The organism is Qipengyuania citrea (genome assembly GCF_009828015.1).
In the GTDB taxonomy this organism is placed as follows: Bacteria; Pseudomonadota; Alphaproteobacteria; order Sphingomonadales; family Sphingomonadaceae; genus Qipengyuania; species Qipengyuania citrea.
In genome coordinates this window covers 851855-868810 of sequence record NZ_WTYG01000002.1, presented here as the reverse complement: position 1 = coordinate 868810, position 16956 = coordinate 851855, and the positions used below count along the sequence as shown (strand labels likewise).

Below are 16956 nucleotides of genomic sequence, written 5' to 3'. Positions count from 1 at the left end.
GCCCACCGCCTCGCCTCAGATATGAGCGCGCACGGCGTCAAATGATAGCCAGAACCCGACCTTCTACGTAGTGGCCCTCGGGCTCAATCTGTTCCTTCTTAGCCGCCCAACTCGGCGTAACTTAGTTTCGTTGTCGATGACCGCGCCTGACGCGGGTTGCGTGGTCGAGAAGCTACGGGTTGGTTCACCCAAGATCGCTACTGAAGCAATTAGATTGTATGTACTCGCGGTTCCCTCGCCATATACGTGAAATTCTTTTCGCAGACTTGCGCGCAGCGAAATGAGCCCTTTAGATTTTATCGCTAGCTATACTCTATTAGCGGACATACCGGAGTGGCCATGCGATCCTTAATCACAAAAGCAGCTTTGGCGTTGGGGTTGGCCTATCCAATCCCTGCCTACTCCGCTGAGTTTTATAACCAGACACTCGATGACGGGACGGAAGCTATCCTGATCATGGGCGATATCGTGGAAGGTGACGAGGAAAGGTTTCGTGAGCTATCAATACGGTTTCCTCATGCGATTGTCGGCTTAGAGAGTGATGGCGGACAACTTATTCCTGCGCTGGAAATTGGGAGGCTTATTCGCCTTCGTGGCTATGAAACGGCGGTCCTTGGGGAAGATATATGTGCGTCAGCTTGTGCTCTCATCTGGATGGGGGGTGTTAGGAAAACCCTCGGCCGGAATGCTGGATTGGGCTTCCATGCGAGCTACTTAGATCGTGAGGGGCGTCTCGTAGAAAGTGGGGCGGCGAACGCTCTGGTGGGTAGGTATCTCACTCAGCTTAATTATTCTGAGGATACTGTTCTCTTTGCAACGCTGGCTCCCCCTGAAGAAATATGGTGGTTGAATGAACATACTCGAGAACTTGCCGGGGTAGACTTCGAACAAGACCAGCCCGATGTGGCCAACGCTCCGACCCCGCCACCTATACGCACGGCCAAGATCCCCCCTCCGGCCCCTCCCGCTTACCCCATTGCGACACTGGGTGCCTCGCTTCGACAAGAAGGGTTTGCTGCCAGAGTTGCAACCTCGATGGGTGCGACCGGTAAGCTGCATACCGCGATGGCGGATCACCTCGGGAAGCTTTATGCTAGCGATGCGCTAATTGCTCGCGCCGAAAAAGAAATGGCCGCTGCGCGGATTGATTTCCGTAGTCAGCCTGATGCGGCCGGGGCAATCTTGCTCCGACTGTCCAACAGATTGGTGATGAACGGACTGGCACGACTTCCGCAGAAAGACGTGAACACGTTCTTCGTGTATTATTCGGCAATCATCCGGTCGGAAGGGAGGACATGCGAAGTCAGCCTTTCCGATGAGGGTAAGGTACAACTAGCTGAATTTCGGTACGTACAAGCCTTAGGCGACGAGCATTTGTACGAATATATGAGGATCATTCGGAAGAGCATTGAAGCGGAGGCTGCAGAGTCCCCACCTCGTATCACTTTAGGACCGGATCAGGTCGGCGCTGCTGAAACTGCTTGGCAAGGTGTTCTGCTGGAAGCGGTACAAGACGATGGTTGGTCAGAAGAGGACTTTGCTATTGCTTCCTCCGCTTGGGATAATCCAACGGAGAGCAATAGGGTAATGCGTTGCTCGGTGCTTAAGACCATGATCCCTGCAATTGCGACCATGGAGGGAATGGCGGGCGATTGGTTCCGCCGCGTCTACCTGACGTATGTTCAAGAAGCGCTTTGAAAGCGCAGTGTGGGAAGTTTTGTGGTAGCGATCCAAGCGCTCAACCAAAAAGTCTTACAGTCTCAATCGCTTAGAGAATGTAAGTGGCTCCCCGAGTTGGATTCGAACCAACGACCAAGTGATTAACAGTCACCTACTCTACCGCTGAGCTATCGGGGAGCAGCCCGCTGGGCAGGGGTGCGCCTATATGGGTGCGATTCCGGTTTGGCAAGCGGGCATTTTGCAAAACTTTCACGCAGCCGCACGGGCGGGTGCATCAGACCACGAATTGCTCGGCCACGATGCGTTCGTCGAGCGCGTGGCCTGGGTCGAACAGCAGCGTCAATTCGCTGTCGCGGGCGATTTCGAGCCCCACCGACGAGACGTGACGCAGTTCGCGCTGGTCGGCCACGACGGACACCGGGCGCTTTTCCTGTTCGAGCACGCGCAGCGAGATGCGGCTGCGATCGGGCAGGATCGCCCCATGCCACCGGCGCGGGCGGAACGGGCTGATCGGTGTCAGCGCCAACAGGTTCGAATCGAGGGGCAGGATCGGCCCGTCGGCGGACAGGTTGTATGCGGTCGAACCTGCCGGCGTCGCCACCAGCACCCCGTCGCAAACCAGTTCGGCGATGCGCACCTTGTCGTCGACCGTGACTTCCAGCTTGGCGGTCTGACGCGTCTCGCGCAGCAGGCTGACCTCGTTGATGGCGCAGAACGTGTGGACCGCGCCATCCTGCGTCTCGGCCTGCATCCTGAGCGGTGCGATGTGATGCGGCTTGGCCTTCCCGATCCGCTTGATCAGCGTTTCGGGATTGCGGTTGCGGTTCATCAGGAACCCGACTGTGCCCAGGTTGAGCCCATAGGCAGGAATGATGCGGCCGGTGTCGAGCATGGCATGCAGCGTCTGCAGCATGAAGCCGTCGCCGCCGAGAACCACGACGGCATCGGCTTCTTCGAGCGGGACCCAGTCCGTAACGGAGCGAAATTCCCGCTCTGCCGCTTCCTGTGCCCGCGGGGCGTCGGAAACGACCAAGGCCAGGCGGTTGTATTCGGACATGCTTTCCGTTGACCCTCCCGTTCCGGACAAGACCCGCTTCCCGGTACCCGCGCGGTCCCTATGAAGCTACGTCCCATTTGGCAACACGTCCGAAATACTGATAACGGTGCCATTACGCGCGGATAAGGACTGGGAAATGGCCACTAACCCACAAGAACCGATGAGGAAAACGCGCGACGCACTTACCGGTCTGGCCGATCAGCCGTCCGCACGTGAGACGATAGCGCGCTGGCAGCGCGAATGGCCTTCGGACACCATCGCCTGCCCGATCCAGGCGATGCTCATTACGCTCGGCCGGATCGATAATGTAAACGTGGCTTTCGGGGAACTGGCCGGTGACGGTGCGCTGGTCGAAGTGGCGCAGCGGATCAAGCACTTCGCCGCCGATGAGCTCGAAAGCAGCAATGCCTGGGTTGCGGCACGGCTGAACGGTGGCACGTTCCTGCTGCTCGCGCGGCAGGAATGCAGCCGCGAACGCTGGCAATGGCTTGCCGAAGCACTGGCCGACGCCATCGCCCTGCCTATCGCCAGCCCCGAGGGCGGGGGAAGCAGCCTGCGTCTATGGCCGCGCATCGCGCTGATGCGGGTAACCGAGAAGGACGATCCCGAAAGCGTGCTGGAACGCCTGGCGGCGGTGGCCGAGGGAATGCGCGAGAGCAACCGTCGGCGGATCGACTGGTCGACGGGGGAAGCGGCGCATGCCGGGCGTTCCAACCGCCAGTTCGAAGCCGATCTGCTTGCCGCGATCGACCGCAACGAGATCCAGATCCTCTTCCAGCCCCAATATTCGCTGGAAGACGACCGCATAATCGGCGCCGAAGCGCTTGCGCGCTGGGATCACCCGGTTGTCGGCCGTATCGGGGGTGGGGCGCTGTTCCAGATTGCCGAGCGGGCGGACCATATCGCGCATCTGTCGCGCCATATCGTCGCGCGCGCGCTGGAAGAGGCCCTTGCCTGGCCCAAGCACCTGCAGCTTTCGATCAATATCACCCCGGTCGATCTGGCGGTCGAGAATTTCGCCATCGATTTCGCGCAGATGGCCGAGCGGATCGGCTTTCCGTTGGGGCGGATCACGCTCGAACTCGTCGAACAGGTCCTGCTCGCCGATCTCGACCGGGTGAGCCGCGTGCTCGACCAACTGAAACTGTTCGGCGTGCAGATCGCGCTGGACGATTTCGGCGCCGGCTTCTGCAATTTCCGCTATCTCAAGGTGCTGCCGATCGATTGCATCAAGCTCGATCGCTCGATGCTTGATGGTGTGCTCGAGGACGAACGCGACAAGGCAGTCGTCCACGCCATCGTCGCCATGGCGGCGGCGCTTGATCTCACCGTGGTGGTCGAGGGTGTCGAGCAGGAGGCGCAGCGCGAATTCATGCAGGCGGCGGGCTGCAAGGCCTATCAGGGATTCCTGCGCGCCAAGCCGATGACGGCGCAGGAATTCCTTAGGCTCGCCAACAGCTAGGCGGCCGCCTTCTTTCCGTTCTTGTGGGCCTTGCGGACCACCCCGGACAAGCCCTTGGTCAGCTGGAACAGACCGTTGAGGCGGCTTTCGGGCGATCCCCACGCGCGGCTGATGACCAGCTTCATGTCGGGCCGCAGCTTGGCGGTGCCCTTCAACCGGTCGACATAGGCCAGCAGTCCCACCGGATCGGGGAAATCATCCTGGTGGAAGGTCACCAGCGTACCTTGCGCACCGACATCGATCTTGGCGATGTTGGCTTCGATCGCCTGATGCTTGATCTCGATCAGTCGGACGAGGTTGGCAGTGGCAGCGGGCAAATCGCCGAACCGATCGATCATTTCCGCCGCCAGCGCTTCGATCTCGGCCTTGTCCGCAGCATCGTTGAGGCGGCGATACAGCGCCATGCGTACCGCCAGATCGGGCACATAGTCTTCCGGGATCATGATCGGCGCATCGACGGTGATCTGCGGGCTGACCCGTTCGGGCTTCGCCTCGAGCCCCATGTCGCCGGCCTTGGCGGCAAGAATCGCATCCTCGAGCATCGACTGGTAGAGTTCGAACCCGACCTCGCGGATATGGCCCGACTGTTCGTCGCCGAGCAGATTGCCTGCCCCGCGAATGTCGAGATCGTGGCTGGCGAGCTGGAAACCGGCACCGAGACTGTCGAGATCGCCAAGCACCTTGAGCCGTTTCTCCGCGACTTCGGACAGCTGCGTATCCTTGGCATAGGTGAGATAGGCATAGGCGCGCAGCTTGGCCCGCCCGACGCGCCCGCGCAGCTGGTACAGCTGGGCAAGGCCGAAGATATCCGCGCGGTGGATGATGATCGTGTTCGCGCTGGGCAGGTCGAGCCCGCTTTCGACGATCGTCGTGGCGAGCAGGACCTCGTACTTGCCTTCGTAGAACGCACTCATGCGCTCTTCGATCTCGCCTGGCGACATCTGGCCATGCGCGGCGACGAACTTCACTTCGGGGATGTTCTCATGCAGCCAATCGGACAATTCCTCCATGTCCGAAATCCGCGGGACGACGATGAAACTCTGCCCACCGCGATGGTGCTCGCGCAGCAGTGCTTCGCGCATCACCATGTCGTCCCATTCCATCACATATGTGCGGACCGCGAGCCGGTCGACGGGCGGGGTCTGAATGGTCGAAAGCTCACGCAGGCCGGTCATGGCCATCTGCAGGGTGCGCGGGATCGGCGTTGCGGTCAGCGTCAGCATGTGCACATCCGCGCGCAGCTGCTTGAGCTTTTCCTTATGCGTCACGCCAAAGCGCTGTTCCTCGTCGACGATGACCAGGCCAAGGTTCTTGAAGCTGGTCTGCTTCGACAGGATGGCATGGGTCCCGATCACGATGTCCACGTCGCCGGCGGACAGCCCTTCGCGGGTCTCCTTCATCTCCTTGGCGGATACGAGCCGTGAAAGGCGACCGACTTTCAGGGGAAAACCGCTGAAGCGATTGGAAAAATTCTCGAAATGCTGGCGGGCGAGCAGGGTGGTGGGGGCGACCACGGCGACCTGCTGGCCATTCATCGCCGCAACAAAGGCGGCGCGCAGCGCGACTTCCGTCTTGCCGAAGCCGACGTCGCCGCAGACCAGGCGGTCCATCGGCTTGCCGCTCTCGAGATCGCTTAGCACATCGGCGATCGCGCGCTCCTGATCGTCCGTTTCTTCCCACGGGAAGCGATCGAGGAACTGGTTGTAGGTGCCATCCTCGACCTCAATGACCGGGGCCTTCTTAAGCGCTCGCTGCGCAGCGACCTGCATCAATTCGCCCGCGATCTCGCGGATGCGCTCCTTCAGCCGTGCACGGCGTTTCTGCCATGCCTCGCCGCCCAGCCGATCGAGCATGACCGCTTCCTCGCTGCTGCCGTAGCGACTGAGCACGTCGATATTCTCGACCGGGATGAAGAGCTTGTCGCCGCCCTTGTATTCGAGCTGCACGCAGTCGTGCTTCGATTTGCCCACCGCAATCGGTTCGAGGCCGAGATATTTGCCGATCCCGTGCTCGGTGTGGACGATGAGATCGCCCACGCTGAGCGCCTGCAATTCGGCCAGGAAGGCATCGGCGCTCTTGCGCTTCTTCTTGCGTCGCACCAGCCGGTCGCCGAGAATGTCCTGCTCGGTCAGCAGCTCCATCTCGTCATTGGCGAAGCTGGCTTCGATCGGCAGGATCATGGCTGCAGGCTTGCCCTTGGCCGACAGGCCGAGCGCATCCTGCCAGCTCTCCGCCATCTGCACGGGCGTGCCGGCTTCCTCGAGGATCGAGGCTATGCGCGAACGGCTGCCCTTTGAATAGGCCGCCAGGAGCGGGCGCTTGCCGGCCTTGGACAGTGCTTTGAGATGATCGGCAAGCACCGGATAGACATTGTCGCCGCGCGCGCGTTCGGGGGCGAAATCGCGGCCCGACCGGAAGCCGAAGCCCACCACGCCGTCGCTTTCCGGCTCGTCGAACGGCGTCGCACGATGTGCGGGTGCAGCGGCCAGTGCATCCTTCAGTTCATCGGCCGACATATACAGCGCATCGGGCTGCAGCGGGCGATAATTGCCCTTCGCCTGCCCGGTGATCGCGGTGCGCTGGTCGAAATAGTCGCGCACATCCTTCACGCGCTCGTCCGCGGCGGCGAGCGCCGCCTGGTCGATCACCACCAGATCGTCCTTGCCGAGATGGTCGAACAAGGTCGCCAGCTTGTCCTCGAACAGCGGCAACCAGTGTTCCATGCCGGCCAGCCGGCGGCCTTCGCTGACCGCCTCGTACAGTGGATCCTGCGTCGCATTGGCGCCGAACATCTCGCGGTAGCGGCTGCGGAACCGCTTGATGCTGTCTTCGTCCAGCAGCGCTTCGCTCGCCGGGAGCAGGAGATGGCTATCCAGTCGGCCGGTGCTCATCTGCGTATTGGGATCGAAGCTGCGCAGGCTTTCCAGCTCGTCGCCGAAGAAGTCGAGCCGCAGCGCTTCGTCCATGCCGCTGGGGAAGATGTCGACGATCGAACCGCGGACTGCATATTCGCCCTTGTCGATCACCGTGTCGGTGCGGCTGTAGCCCTGCCGTTGCAACAGGGCGGACAGGCTTTCGCGGCCGATTTCGACACCCGGTTTGAATTCGCGTACGCTTTCGCGGATCCGGAACGGGGTAAGGACGCGCTGGAGGACCGCATTCGCCGTCGTCACGATCAGTTGCGCCTTGGCCTTGCCGGCCTGAAGCCGGTGCAGCGCGGCGAGCCGCCGGGCGCTGATCGCCAGCGCGGGGCTGGCGCGGTCGTAGGGCAGGGAATCCCAGGCCGGGAATTCGATCACTTCGAGCTCGGGCGCGAAGAAGGCGGCGGCATCCACCACGCTGCGCATCGCGGCATCATCCGGTGCGATGAACACCGCGCGGCCGGTGCTGGCGCGGGCGAGATCGGCCATCACCAGCGGCTGCGCGCCGCGCGCAACCTGCGCCAGCGTGAGCGGCTGGCGGGCTTTCAGGATACGGGAAAGGTCGGGCATGGTGTTCCTAGCGTTCAAGAGCGCGCGGCGTTCCGCACACGCTGCTTCGCCCCCTGCCCGATCGGGAAGGGGGTGCGCGGCGTATCGGAAGGGAGATAGGCGCTAGCGCCGGGTCGTCAACGCGGAATATCCACGTAATCGAGCCGCTGCATCGCCGCCATCAGTTCGCCCTGGAAGCGGGGCGGGGTGGGTGCGGTCTTGAGCGCCCAGGCCATCACGTCGACGTCGTCTTCCTCGAGCAGCGCCTCGAACCAGGCCAGTTCGTTTTCGCTCCAATCGGCGTTGTAGCGATCGTAGAAGCCGCCCATCATGTAGTCGGCCTCGCGCGTGCCGCGATGCCAGGCACGGAACTTGGCGCGTTGCTTGCGGCCGTCGAATGTCAGGAGATCGGGCATGCGAAGCGCCTATCGCGCGTGCCCGCGCAGCGCAAGTTGGGATCGCTATCCACAAGCGCGGCTTCGGGCAATGCGCTTGCCGCTTTCGCCAGCTTGGCGTTGATGGCTATGTGCGGCCATGCGCCCTGATATCCTCAATCCGCTGTTTGCCGAGACCGGGACGCTCGAAGGGGTGGGCCCCAAGCTGAAGAAGCCGCTCGACAAGCTCGGCCTGACGCGGGTGCGCGATATCGCCTACCACCTGCCCGAACGGTTCGTGACGCGGCGTGCGATCGACAATATCGACGATGGCGGCGAGGGCGAGCAGATCGTCGTGAAACTGACGATCGGCGAACATCGCAGCAGCCGCAACCCGCGTGCGCCCTACCGCGTGCTGGCGCAGGATGCGGCGGGCAACGTGGTGGCGCTCACCTATTTCGGGCGCGCGTCCTATACCGCGAAGAAGCAATTGCCCGAAGGCGAAACTCGCTGGGTTGCGGGCAAGCTGGAACGGTTCGGCGACATGCTCCAGATCATCCATCCCGATCATGTGGTCGAGGAGGGCGGCGAGACGATGCAGCGGCTGTGCGAGCCTGTCTACCGCCTTTCCGAAGGGCTGACCCAGCCGCGGGTGGCGGGTCTGGTCGAACAAGCCTTGGCGCGCGCGCCCGAACTGCCCGAATGGATCGAAGGAACACAGCGCGACAAGGCGGACTGGCCGGCCTGGCGCGATGCGCTGGTGCTGGCACACAAGAGCGAACATGGCGCGGCGCGCGACCGACTCGCCTATGACGAGCTGCTGGCCAACAGCCTGGCGTTGATGCTGGTGCGTGCGGACAATCGCAAGCGCAAGGGCCAGCCTTTGCGGGGAGACGGCAGCTATCGGGGCAAGCTCGACCTGCCGTTCCCGTTGACTGGGGCGCAGACCCGGTCGATCGCGGAAATAGAAGGCGATATGGCGCAGGAAGCGCCGATGCTCCGGCTGTTGCAGGGCGATGTCGGTGCCGGCAAGACGGTGGTCGCGCTCGAAGCGATGCTGATCGCGGTGGAGGCCGGGGCACAGGCGGCGCTGCTGGCGCCGACCGAAATCCTCGCCCGGCAGCATTATGAAAGCCTGCGCCGCATGGCAGAACCGACGGGCGCGCGCGTTGCGCTGCTCACCGGCCGCGACAAGGGCCGGGCACGCGAGGCAACGCTGATGGGGCTGCTCGACGGCAGCATCGACATCGTCGTGGGCACACATGCAATTTTCCAGGACAAGGTCGCCTATCGCAACCTGGCGATGGTGGTCATCGACGAGCAGCACCGCTTTGGGGTCGGGCAGCGGCTGATGCTGGCCAGCAAGGGCAAGCGCGCACCGCATGTCCTGGCGATGACCGCGACACCGATCCCGCGTACGCTGACGCTGGCGCAATATGGCGAACTCGACGTCAGCAAGCTCGACGAACTGCCACCCGGACGGCAGGCAATCGATACGGTGGTGATGGGGCAGGAGAAGCTGGCGGCGCTGGTCGACCGGCTGGCCGCGCAGATGGCAGAGGGGCGGCAAGCCTATTGGGTGTGCCCGATGGTGCGCGAAATGGATGGTCCCGAAGATATCGCCGCCGCCGAAGCGCGCTATGCAGCGCTGAAGGAGCGCTTCGGTGACGACGTGGTCATGGTCCATGGACAGATGCCGGGTGAAGCGAAAGACACCGCAATGGAGCGGTTCGCGCGCGGTGATGCGAAATTGCTGGTGGCGACGACCGTGATCGAAGTGGGCGTCGATGTCCCCAATGCCACGTTGATGGTGATCGAGCAGGCGGAACGCTTCGGGCTGGCCCAACTGCACCAGCTGCGTGGCCGGGTGGGCCGCGGCAGTCAGAAATCCTTCTGCGTGCTGCTTCATGGCGAGGCGCTGTCCGAAACCGCCCAGGAAAGACTGAAGTTGATGCGCCAGACGCAGGACGGTTTCCTGCTTGCGGAGGAGGATTTGCGCCTGCGCGGCGGCGGCGAACTTCTCGGCACGCGGCAGTCAGGCGACACGCCGTTCACGATTGCGACGCTGGATCAGATCACCGAACTTCTGCCAAAGGCCTATGACGATGCGCGCCTGCTGATGGACCGCGACGGCGGGCTCGAAGGTCGGCGCGGAGAAGCGGCACGCGTGCTGCTGTATCTGTTCGAACGCGATTTCGGCGTGAAGACGCTACGCGGCGGTTAGCAGCCGAGCAGTGCGAGGTCTCTCTCCGCCGGAGCACAATAGCTCTGCCCGAACAGCCGCACATGGATCAACCACATCCACAGCCGGTAAGCAGGCAGACGCGCGCGCCAGCCGGCAGCCAGTTCGAGCTGGTCGAAGAACCCTTCGGGCGGGCTGTCGAAAACGGTCAGTGCGGCGGCATCGACCTCGCGGTCGCCATGATAGGCGCACGGATCGATCAGCGTCAGTGCTGCGCCGTTCCAGACGATATTGCCGCCCCACAGGTCACCGTGGAGTAGCGCGGGAGGCGGACGGCTGGGCAACAGGTCGGGCAGCCTTGCGGCCAGAGTCTCCACGCGCTGCGCCAATGGTGCAGGCAGGTGTGGAACATGACACAGCAGGCGCTGGTCGCGCCAGAATTCGACCCAGTCGGTGCGCTGCGCATTGTGAACCGCAACGTGGCGAAAGACATGGTCCTCGCTCCATCCGTAAGGCTCGGCCTTCGCGGCTGCGTGCAGGATGTCGAGAGCGCCGGCGAGCGAATGCCAGGCCGTTTCGTCCAACGGGCGTGCGGCACCCGCGTCGGTCATCACGAGCCAGTCATCCTGCATGCCGACCACCTCGGGGACTGGCGCACCCAGCGCATGCATCGCACCGAGCATGCGGGCTTCCCGCGCAGTCGTGGGACCGTGCTTGGCGATAAGCGTCCGTCCGTCGGCCAGCGCTAGACGGCTGGCGCCCGAGGTATCGCCGCCCGCGAGGGTCTCGGCCCCGATGACCTTGGCGCCGCAGAGCGGCTCGAGGACGGCGTCAGCGTGTCTCATCGAGCAGGACGGCGACCAGCGCGCGGGCTCCCGCGTCGACTTCGTTCCATGTCGCGCCGAAGCCGTCGGCCCCGCCGTAATAGGGATCGGCCACTTCGCGCCCTTCCTGCCCGGGGACGATATCGAGCAACATGGCGACCCGCGCCCTGCCATCGCCCGGATCGACGCGGGCGATATTGGCCATGTTCGAACGGTCCATGCCGAAGATGTAGTCGAAGTCGTGGAAATCCTGTGCGGCAAGCTGCCGTCCGCGATAGCCGGTGACGTCCACGCCGCGTTGGCGGGCTTCGGCGATGGTCCGCGGATCGGGTGCTTCGCCGACATGGTATCCCGCGGTGCCTGCGCTGGCGACATGGACCTCGAGCCCGGCCTCGTCGGCAGCTTTGCGGAAGGCCGCTTCGGCGAGAGGCGAACGACAGATGTTGCCGAGGCAGACGAACAGGATGCTGGGCGTGGACATGGTGCGACTTAACCGGGCGACCGGCGTCGGCGCAACCCTCACGCAGTGGTGCGGACCTGGTTCCTGCCGCTGGTCTTGGCATCGTAAAGCGCGGCATCGGCACGCGTCATCAGATGGTCGATATCATCGTCTGCCTGGAACTGGGCGATCCCCACGCTGACGGTAAAGGCGATGATCGCATCATCGCGCACCACCGGTGTCCCGGCGATTGTTTCGCGCAATCGGCCGCACACCGCCCGCGCGCTGGCGAGATCGGCGCGCGGCAGGATCACGCCGAATTCCTCGCCGCCGATACGCCCGACGATATCGTTCTCGCGCAGGGCCGATTTCGCCCGTTTGGCAACTTCTTCGATAACCGCGTCCCCAGCCGGGTGACCGAAGCGGTCGTTGATGCGCTTGAAATGATCGATGTCGAAGATTGCGAGGCTCAACCTCGGGGTCTGTTCGGCCTGCGATGCCGCGATCTCCCGGCTGAGATCGCTCATGAACGAGCGACGGTTGGGGAGGGCGGTCAGCGCATCGGTCATGGCGAAGACTTCGAGCTCGCGCCGGGCGGCATCTTCGCGCGCCAGCGCCTTGCGGACGTAGTTCGTGGTGACGATCGACAGGCCCAGCAGCAACAGACCGATCCCGGCCAGCAGATATTGGTAGAGCTCGTTAGCGACAGCGCTTCTCTGCGCTGCACGCGAGGACGCCGCCAGTGCTTCGCGCTCGCTTGCCTGGATCGCATCGAGAGTGTGGGTAATCGCCTCGATTGCATCGCGGTCGCTCCCGCTTCGCATGATCCGCATCGCGTCGCTCTGACGGCCTTCGTCGGCCAGCTTGATCATCGCATCAATGACCATGTTCAGATGCGCCAGATCGATTGCCAATGCGCGGGTCCGCAGCAACTGGTCGCGATTGTCGCCGATCAGCGCAGTCAGTCGTTCGTGCGCCGTAGCCGCGGCCTGGCGACCCTCGTTGAAAGGCTCGAGAAAGGCAGGCCTCCCGGTCAGCAGATAGCCGCGACCGCCGCGCACCTGCTGCAGCGCTGCCGAGCGCAGGTGGTCGGTTTCGAGCAGGACCTGCAGAGTCTGATCCTGGCGCTGTTCTGCCGCGGTGCGCTCGATCGAGGATTGCCGGGCGCTCCAGCTGGCGCCCGCCAGTAGCAGGGCCAGAACGGCGACGCAGCCGATCAGGAAATAACCCCGCCAGTCCGAACCCTGCGTGCGCGCCGCAACGTGCTTTACCAACCACATGATGCAAGGCCCGCTTCCATGAGCGATTTATGCGCCCCGGCTGGTTAATCGTGCGATAACGCTACATGCGGGGGAACCACACGCGGCACCGCATTCAGCGGTTCCGGCGGCCTTCGACAAGCGCATCGACCACGCCGGGGTCGGCCAGCGTCGAAGTGTCGCCCAGCGCCCCGTGATCGTTCTCGGCAATCTTGCGCAGGATCCGCCGCATGATCTTGCCGCTGCGGGTCTTGGGCAGGCCGGGAGTGAAGTGGAGATGGTCGGGTGTCGCGATCGGGCCGATTTCCTTACGCACATGCGCGCGCAGTTCGGCGGTCAGGTCTTCGCTCTCCGCGACATCGGCATTGAGCGTGACGTAGCAATATATTCCCTGACCCTTGATGTCGTGCGGGAAGCCGACCACCGCGGCTTCGGAGACGTTGGGATGGAGGACCAGCGCGCTCTCGACTTCCGCCGTGCCCATGCGGTGCCCCGACACGTTGATCACATCGTCCACGCGTCCGGTGATCCAGTAATAGCCATCTTCGTCGCGGCGGCAGCCATCGCCGGTGAAATACTTGCCGGAATAGGTGCTGAAATAGGTCTGCACGAAGCGGTCGTGGTCACCGTACACCGTGCGCGCCTGTCCCGGCCAGCTGCGGGTGATGCACAGATTTCCCTCTGCCGCGCCGTCGAGCACCTCGCCCTCGGCATCGACCAGCTGCGGGCATATGCCGAAGAAGGGGCGTCCGGCGCTGCCCGGCTTCATGTCATGCGCGCCGGGCAGGGTGGTGATCATCACGCCGCCGGTTTCGGTCTGCCACCAGGTATCGACGATCGGCAGTTCGCCCTTGCCGACAGTGTCGTGGTACCAGCGCCAGGCTTCCGGATTGATCGGCTCGCCCACGCTGCCCAGAAGGCGCAGCGACGACAGGTCGTGCTTCGTCACGTGCCCTTCGCCCTCGCGCATCAGTGCGCGAATGGCCGTGGGCGCGGTGTAGAAGATATTGACCTGGTGCTTGTCGCAGACCTGCCAGAAACGGTCGTGATCGGGGTAATTGGGCACCCCTTCGAACATCAGCGCGGTCGCGCGATTGAGCAGGGGACCGTAGACGATATAGCTGTGCCCGGTGACCCAGCCGATATCTGCGGTGCACCAGAAAACCTCGCCTTCGCGGTAATCGAAGACGTGACGGAAGGTGGTCTCGGTCCAGACCGCATAGCCGCCCGTCGTGTGCAGCACGCCCTTGGGCTTGCCGGTCGACCCCGAGGTGTAGAGGATGAACAGCGGGTCTTCCGCTTGCATCGGTTCGCAGGGGCAATCGGCTGCGACGTCGGCAGAAAGTTCGTGGTACCAGTGGTCGCGGCCGGCGGTCATGGCCACCTCGCCCCCGGTATGGCGCAGCACCAGCACCGCCTTGACCGAAACCTTGTCGAGCGCGGCATCGACATTGGCCTTCAGCGGAATGCGCTTGCCGCCGCGCAGCCCCTCGTCGGCGGTCACGATCCAGTCACTGCGGCAGTCCTCGACCCGCCCTGCGATCGCTTCGGGGCTGAAGCCGCCGAAAATGACCGAATGGATCGCCCCGATCCGCGCGCAGGCGAGCATGGCGAAGGCGCCTTCCGGAACCATCGGCATGTAGATCGTCACCCGGTCACCCTTTGTCACGCCCATCTTGCGCAGGGTGTTGGCCATGCGGATCACTTCGGCCTGCAATTCGGCATAGGTGATCCGGCGCACCTCACCTGCCGGATCGTCGGGCTCGAAGATCAGCGCGGTGCTGGCCCCGTGGCCCGCCGCGACATGGCGATCGACCGCATTGTGGCAGATGTTGAGCACACCGTCCTCGAACCACTTGATCGATACCGGATCGTAGGACCAGTTGGCGATCACGGTCGGGTCCTTGATCCAGTCGAGCCGATCGGCCTGGCCAGCCCAGAACGTATCGCTGTCCTCGATGCTGCGCGCGTAGAGCGCCTGGTAATCTTCCAGCGTACAACCGGTACCCTCGATGGCTGCCGTGGGACGCTTGACCCAGCCCGAACGATCCTCTGCTTCAGTCATGCCGCATTTCTCCCTCTTGTGTGTGTATCTCTAGGCATTCGGCGCGATGCTGCAAACGGTTAGTCGGGCCTCGCAATTCGGCGTTCCACCGGTTACGGCGCCCCCCATGACCCTGTTTCGCAGCTTGATGGCCGGTACCGGCCTGTCGCTGGCGCTGTGCGCCGCTACCCCAGCATTCGCCCAGGATGATCCTGTGATCGTCGTGACCGGAAGCGGTTTGGAGGAAACACCCGCTGCGCCGGCCTACGATACCCAGGTCATCGACCGTGACCAGCTGGCGTCGGTACCCTCGGGCCGGATTGAGGATGCGCTGAGCGGGGTCGCAGGTTTCCAGCAATTCCGCCGTTCGGACAGCCGTTCTGCCAATGCTTCGGCGCAGGGCGCGACGCTGCGCGCGCTGGGCGGCAATGCGACCAGCCGCGCGCTGGTGCTGCTCGACGGTGTGCCGATGAGCGATCCGTTCTTCGGCTATATCCCCTTCAGTGCAATCGCGCCCGAGCGCCTGGCGCAAGTGCGCGTAACGCGGGGCGGGGGATCGGGGCCCTTCGGTGCTGGCGCGCTGGCAGGGACGATCGAGCTGGAGAGCGCCGGTATGGACTCGCTGGGCGGCTTCACCGGGCAAGCGCTTGCCAATGACCGCGGCGAAACCGAGCTGTCGGCCAGCACCGGCGCGCAGCTCGGCAGCGGTTTCGTCGTGGCGTCAGGGCGCTGGGACCGCGGAAAGGGATTCTTCACCACGCCCGAGGCGGACCGCGTTCCGCTCAGCGCGCGCGCCGCATTCGACGGCTGGTCGGCCCAGGTTCGCGGCGTGGCCCCGGTGTCGGGCGATGTGGAACTGCAGGTCCGGGGGCTGGCCTACCGTGACGAACGCACGCTGCGGTTCGAAGGGGCCGACAGCACGATCGAAGGACAGGATGCCAGCGTGCGACTGGTTGGCCGCGGCGCCTGGGCCTTCGATGCGCTTGCTTATATCCAGGCACGCAACTTCACCAATATCGTCGTCAGCTCGAGCCGCTTCGTCCCCGTGCTCGACCAGCGCAACACGCCTGCGACGGGGCTGGGGGGCAAGTTCGAACTGCGGCCCCCGGTGGGCGATGCGCATGTGCTGCGGCTGGGCGTGGACTATCGCAATGCGCAGGGCGAATTGTTCGAAACCGCTATCAGCGCCTTTTCGGGTAACGTCACTGCGCGCCGGCAGGCGGGCGGGACCAACACCGATCTCGGTTTCTTCATCGAGGATGACTGGACCCTGGGGGCAATGGTGCTGACCGCGGGCGCGCGGCTCGATCGCTGGACCATCCGTGACGGGTTCTACCGTGAACGCGACGCTGCGGGCGTGCTGCAGATCGATGCCGGCTATCCGGACCGGTCGGGCTGGGATGCCTCGTTCCGTGGAGGATTGCTGTACCGGGCGAACCCGCTGATCGCCCTTCGTGCAGCAGCCTATTCGGGCTTGCGGCTGCCGACACTGAACGAATTGTACCGCCCCTTCGTGGTTTTCCCCGTCGTCACGCAAGCGAATGCCGCCCTCGAGAACGAGCGTCTCGAAGGGTTCGAGGCGGGTGTCGATCTCACGCCGTCATCGGGCGTCAAACTGTCGCTGACCGCCTTCGACAACCGGGTGAAGAATGCGGTGGCCAACGTCACGCTGGGCACCAATCTGCGTCAGCGCCGCAATATCGACGCGATCCGTGCGCGCGGCCTCGAAGCCGCCGCATCTGCGAATGTCGGGCGGCTCTCCTTCGATGCTTCGGCTTCATGGACGGATGCCGAAGCGCGCGGTTCGGGATTTGCTGCAGTGCTCGACGGAAACCGTCCGTCGCAGACGCCGCGCTTTGTCGGCGGGGCATCGCTTGCCTGGCGCCCGGCAGAAGCCTGGCTGCTTTCGGCCACGATCCGTCATGTCGGTGCGCAGTTCGAGGACGATCGCGAAACCAACGTCCTGCCAGCCGCGACCACGCTGGATGCCTACGCGCAGATACCCCTGCTTCGAGATGTCGCGCTGGTGCTTCGTGGCGAAAATCTGACCGACGAGACCATCATCACCCGCAACCAGAGCGGATCGATCGATCTCGGCGTCCCGCGGACTGTCTGGGCGGGGGTGAAGATCGGCCTCTGACCGGCGACCTTCACCTCACCTGCAG

At 63.8% G+C, this 16956-nt stretch carries 11 protein-coding genes and 1 tRNA gene; 4 read left to right on the top strand and 8 right to left on the bottom strand.

Going from position 1 to position 16956, the window contains the following annotated elements; translation table 11 throughout:
* Window positions 1-339 precede the first annotated feature (339 nt).
* Window positions 340-1698, top strand: coding sequence for a COG3904 family protein (locus tag GRI55_RS09680; RefSeq protein WP_160766978.1), 1359 nt, complete (start codon window positions 340-342; stop codon window positions 1696-1698).
* An 84-nt stretch (window positions 1699-1782) separates the two neighbouring features.
* Here GRI55_RS09680 and GRI55_RS09675 read toward each other — a convergent pair.
* Window positions 1783-1857, bottom strand: a tRNA-Asn gene (locus GRI55_RS09675).
* A 97-nt stretch (window positions 1858-1954) separates the two neighbouring features.
* Window positions 1955-2737, bottom strand: a complete 783-nt coding sequence (locus GRI55_RS09670) for an NAD kinase (RefSeq protein ID WP_063506746.1) — start codon at window positions 2735-2737, stop codon at window positions 1955-1957.
* 136 nt (window positions 2738-2873) lie between these two features.
* On the opposite strand from GRI55_RS09670, the gene GRI55_RS09665 reads away from it, so the two are divergent.
* Window positions 2874-4199 carry a bifunctional diguanylate cyclase/phosphodiesterase gene (locus GRI55_RS09665; protein ID WP_160766977.1) on the top strand — a complete coding sequence of 442 codons (1326 nt, stop codon included), beginning with the start codon at window positions 2874-2876 and terminating at the stop codon, window positions 4197-4199.
* Here GRI55_RS09665 and mfd read toward each other — a convergent pair.
* A complete protein-coding gene (gene mfd / locus GRI55_RS09660; protein ID WP_160766976.1) occupies window positions 4196-7690 on the bottom strand; it encodes a transcription-repair coupling factor in 3495 nt (1164 codons plus the stop codon). The two genes, GRI55_RS09665 and mfd, sit on opposite strands and share 4 nt — an antisense overlap.
* A 116-nt stretch (window positions 7691-7806) precedes the next feature.
* The gene (locus GRI55_RS09655; RefSeq protein WP_050599901.1) at window positions 7807-8085 is read right to left on the bottom strand and encodes an FAD assembly factor SdhE; all 279 of its coding nucleotides are present in this window, start codon (window positions 8083-8085) and stop codon (window positions 7807-7809) included.
* Between the two features lie 118 nt (window positions 8086-8203).
* Between GRI55_RS09655 and recG the strand changes: the two genes are divergently transcribed.
* Window positions 8204-10267: an ATP-dependent DNA helicase RecG gene (gene recG, locus GRI55_RS09650; RefSeq protein WP_160766975.1), complete on the top strand. Its 2064-nt coding sequence runs from the start codon at window positions 8204-8206 to the stop codon at window positions 10265-10267.
* On the opposite strand, the gene GRI55_RS09645 is transcribed toward recG, so the two are convergent.
* The 4 genes from GRI55_RS09645 to acs form a co-directional block, all read right to left on the bottom strand.
* Entirely contained in the window at window positions 10264-11070 is an 807-nt protein-coding gene (locus GRI55_RS09645) for a fructosamine kinase family protein (protein WP_160766974.1), read from the bottom strand. The two genes, recG and GRI55_RS09645, sit on opposite strands and share 4 nt — an antisense overlap.
* Window positions 11057-11530 carry a low molecular weight protein-tyrosine-phosphatase gene (locus GRI55_RS09640; RefSeq protein WP_063506741.1) on the bottom strand — a complete coding sequence of 158 codons (474 nt, stop codon included), beginning with the start codon at window positions 11528-11530 and terminating at the stop codon, window positions 11057-11059. Before GRI55_RS09640 ends, GRI55_RS09645 begins: the two co-directional genes overlap by 14 nt.
* Before the next feature lie 38 nt (window positions 11531-11568).
* Window positions 11569-12768: a GGDEF domain-containing protein gene (locus GRI55_RS09635; RefSeq protein ID WP_160766973.1), complete on the bottom strand. Its 1200-nt coding sequence runs from the start codon at window positions 12766-12768 to the stop codon at window positions 11569-11571.
* Window positions 12769-12862: 94 nt separating this feature from the next.
* Window positions 12863-14812 carry an acetate--CoA ligase gene (gene acs, locus GRI55_RS09630; RefSeq protein ID WP_160766972.1) on the bottom strand — a complete coding sequence of 650 codons (1950 nt, stop codon included), beginning with the start codon at window positions 14810-14812 and terminating at the stop codon, window positions 12863-12865.
* 106 nt (window positions 14813-14918) lie between these two features.
* Between acs and GRI55_RS09625 the strand changes: the two genes are divergently transcribed.
* Complete coding sequence (locus GRI55_RS09625; protein WP_160766971.1) at window positions 14919-16931, top strand: TonB-dependent receptor plug domain-containing protein; 2013 nt, start codon at window positions 14919-14921, stop codon at window positions 16929-16931.
* Window positions 16932-16956: the final 25 nt, after the last annotated feature.

What these genes read in the sequence shown, in the direction of transcription:
- GRI55_RS09680 (WP_160766978.1), top strand. Translation starts at nt 340, where the DNA reads ATGCGATCCTTAATCACAAAAGCAGCTTTGGCGTTGGGGTTGGCCTAT.
- GRI55_RS09670 (WP_063506746.1), bottom strand. Translation starts at nt 2,737, where the DNA reads ATGTCCGAATACAACCGCCTGGCCTTGGTCGTTTCCGACGCCCCGCGG.
- GRI55_RS09665 (WP_160766977.1), top strand. Translation starts at nt 2,874, where the DNA reads ATGGCCACTAACCCACAAGAACCGATGAGGAAAACGCGCGACGCACTT.
- mfd (WP_160766976.1), bottom strand. Translation starts at nt 7,690, where the DNA reads ATGCCCGACCTTTCCCGTATCCTGAAAGCCCGCCAGCCGCTCACGCTG.
- GRI55_RS09655 (WP_050599901.1), bottom strand. Translation starts at nt 8,085, where the DNA reads ATGCCCGATCTCCTGACATTCGACGGCCGCAAGCAACGCGCCAAGTTC.
- recG (WP_160766975.1), top strand. Translation starts at nt 8,204, where the DNA reads ATGCGCCCTGATATCCTCAATCCGCTGTTTGCCGAGACCGGGACGCTC.
- GRI55_RS09645 (WP_160766974.1), bottom strand. Translation starts at nt 11,070, where the DNA reads ATGAGACACGCTGACGCCGTCCTCGAGCCGCTCTGCGGCGCCAAGGTC.
- GRI55_RS09640 (WP_063506741.1), bottom strand. Translation starts at nt 11,530, where the DNA reads ATGTCCACGCCCAGCATCCTGTTCGTCTGCCTCGGCAACATCTGTCGT.
- GRI55_RS09635 (WP_160766973.1), bottom strand. Translation starts at nt 12,768, where the DNA reads ATGTGGTTGGTAAAGCACGTTGCGGCGCGCACGCAGGGTTCGGACTGG.
- acs (WP_160766972.1), bottom strand. Translation starts at nt 14,812, where the DNA reads ATGACTGAAGCAGAGGATCGTTCGGGCTGGGTCAAGCGTCCCACGGCA.
- GRI55_RS09625 (WP_160766971.1), top strand. Translation starts at nt 14,919, where the DNA reads ATGACCCTGTTTCGCAGCTTGATGGCCGGTACCGGCCTGTCGCTGGCG.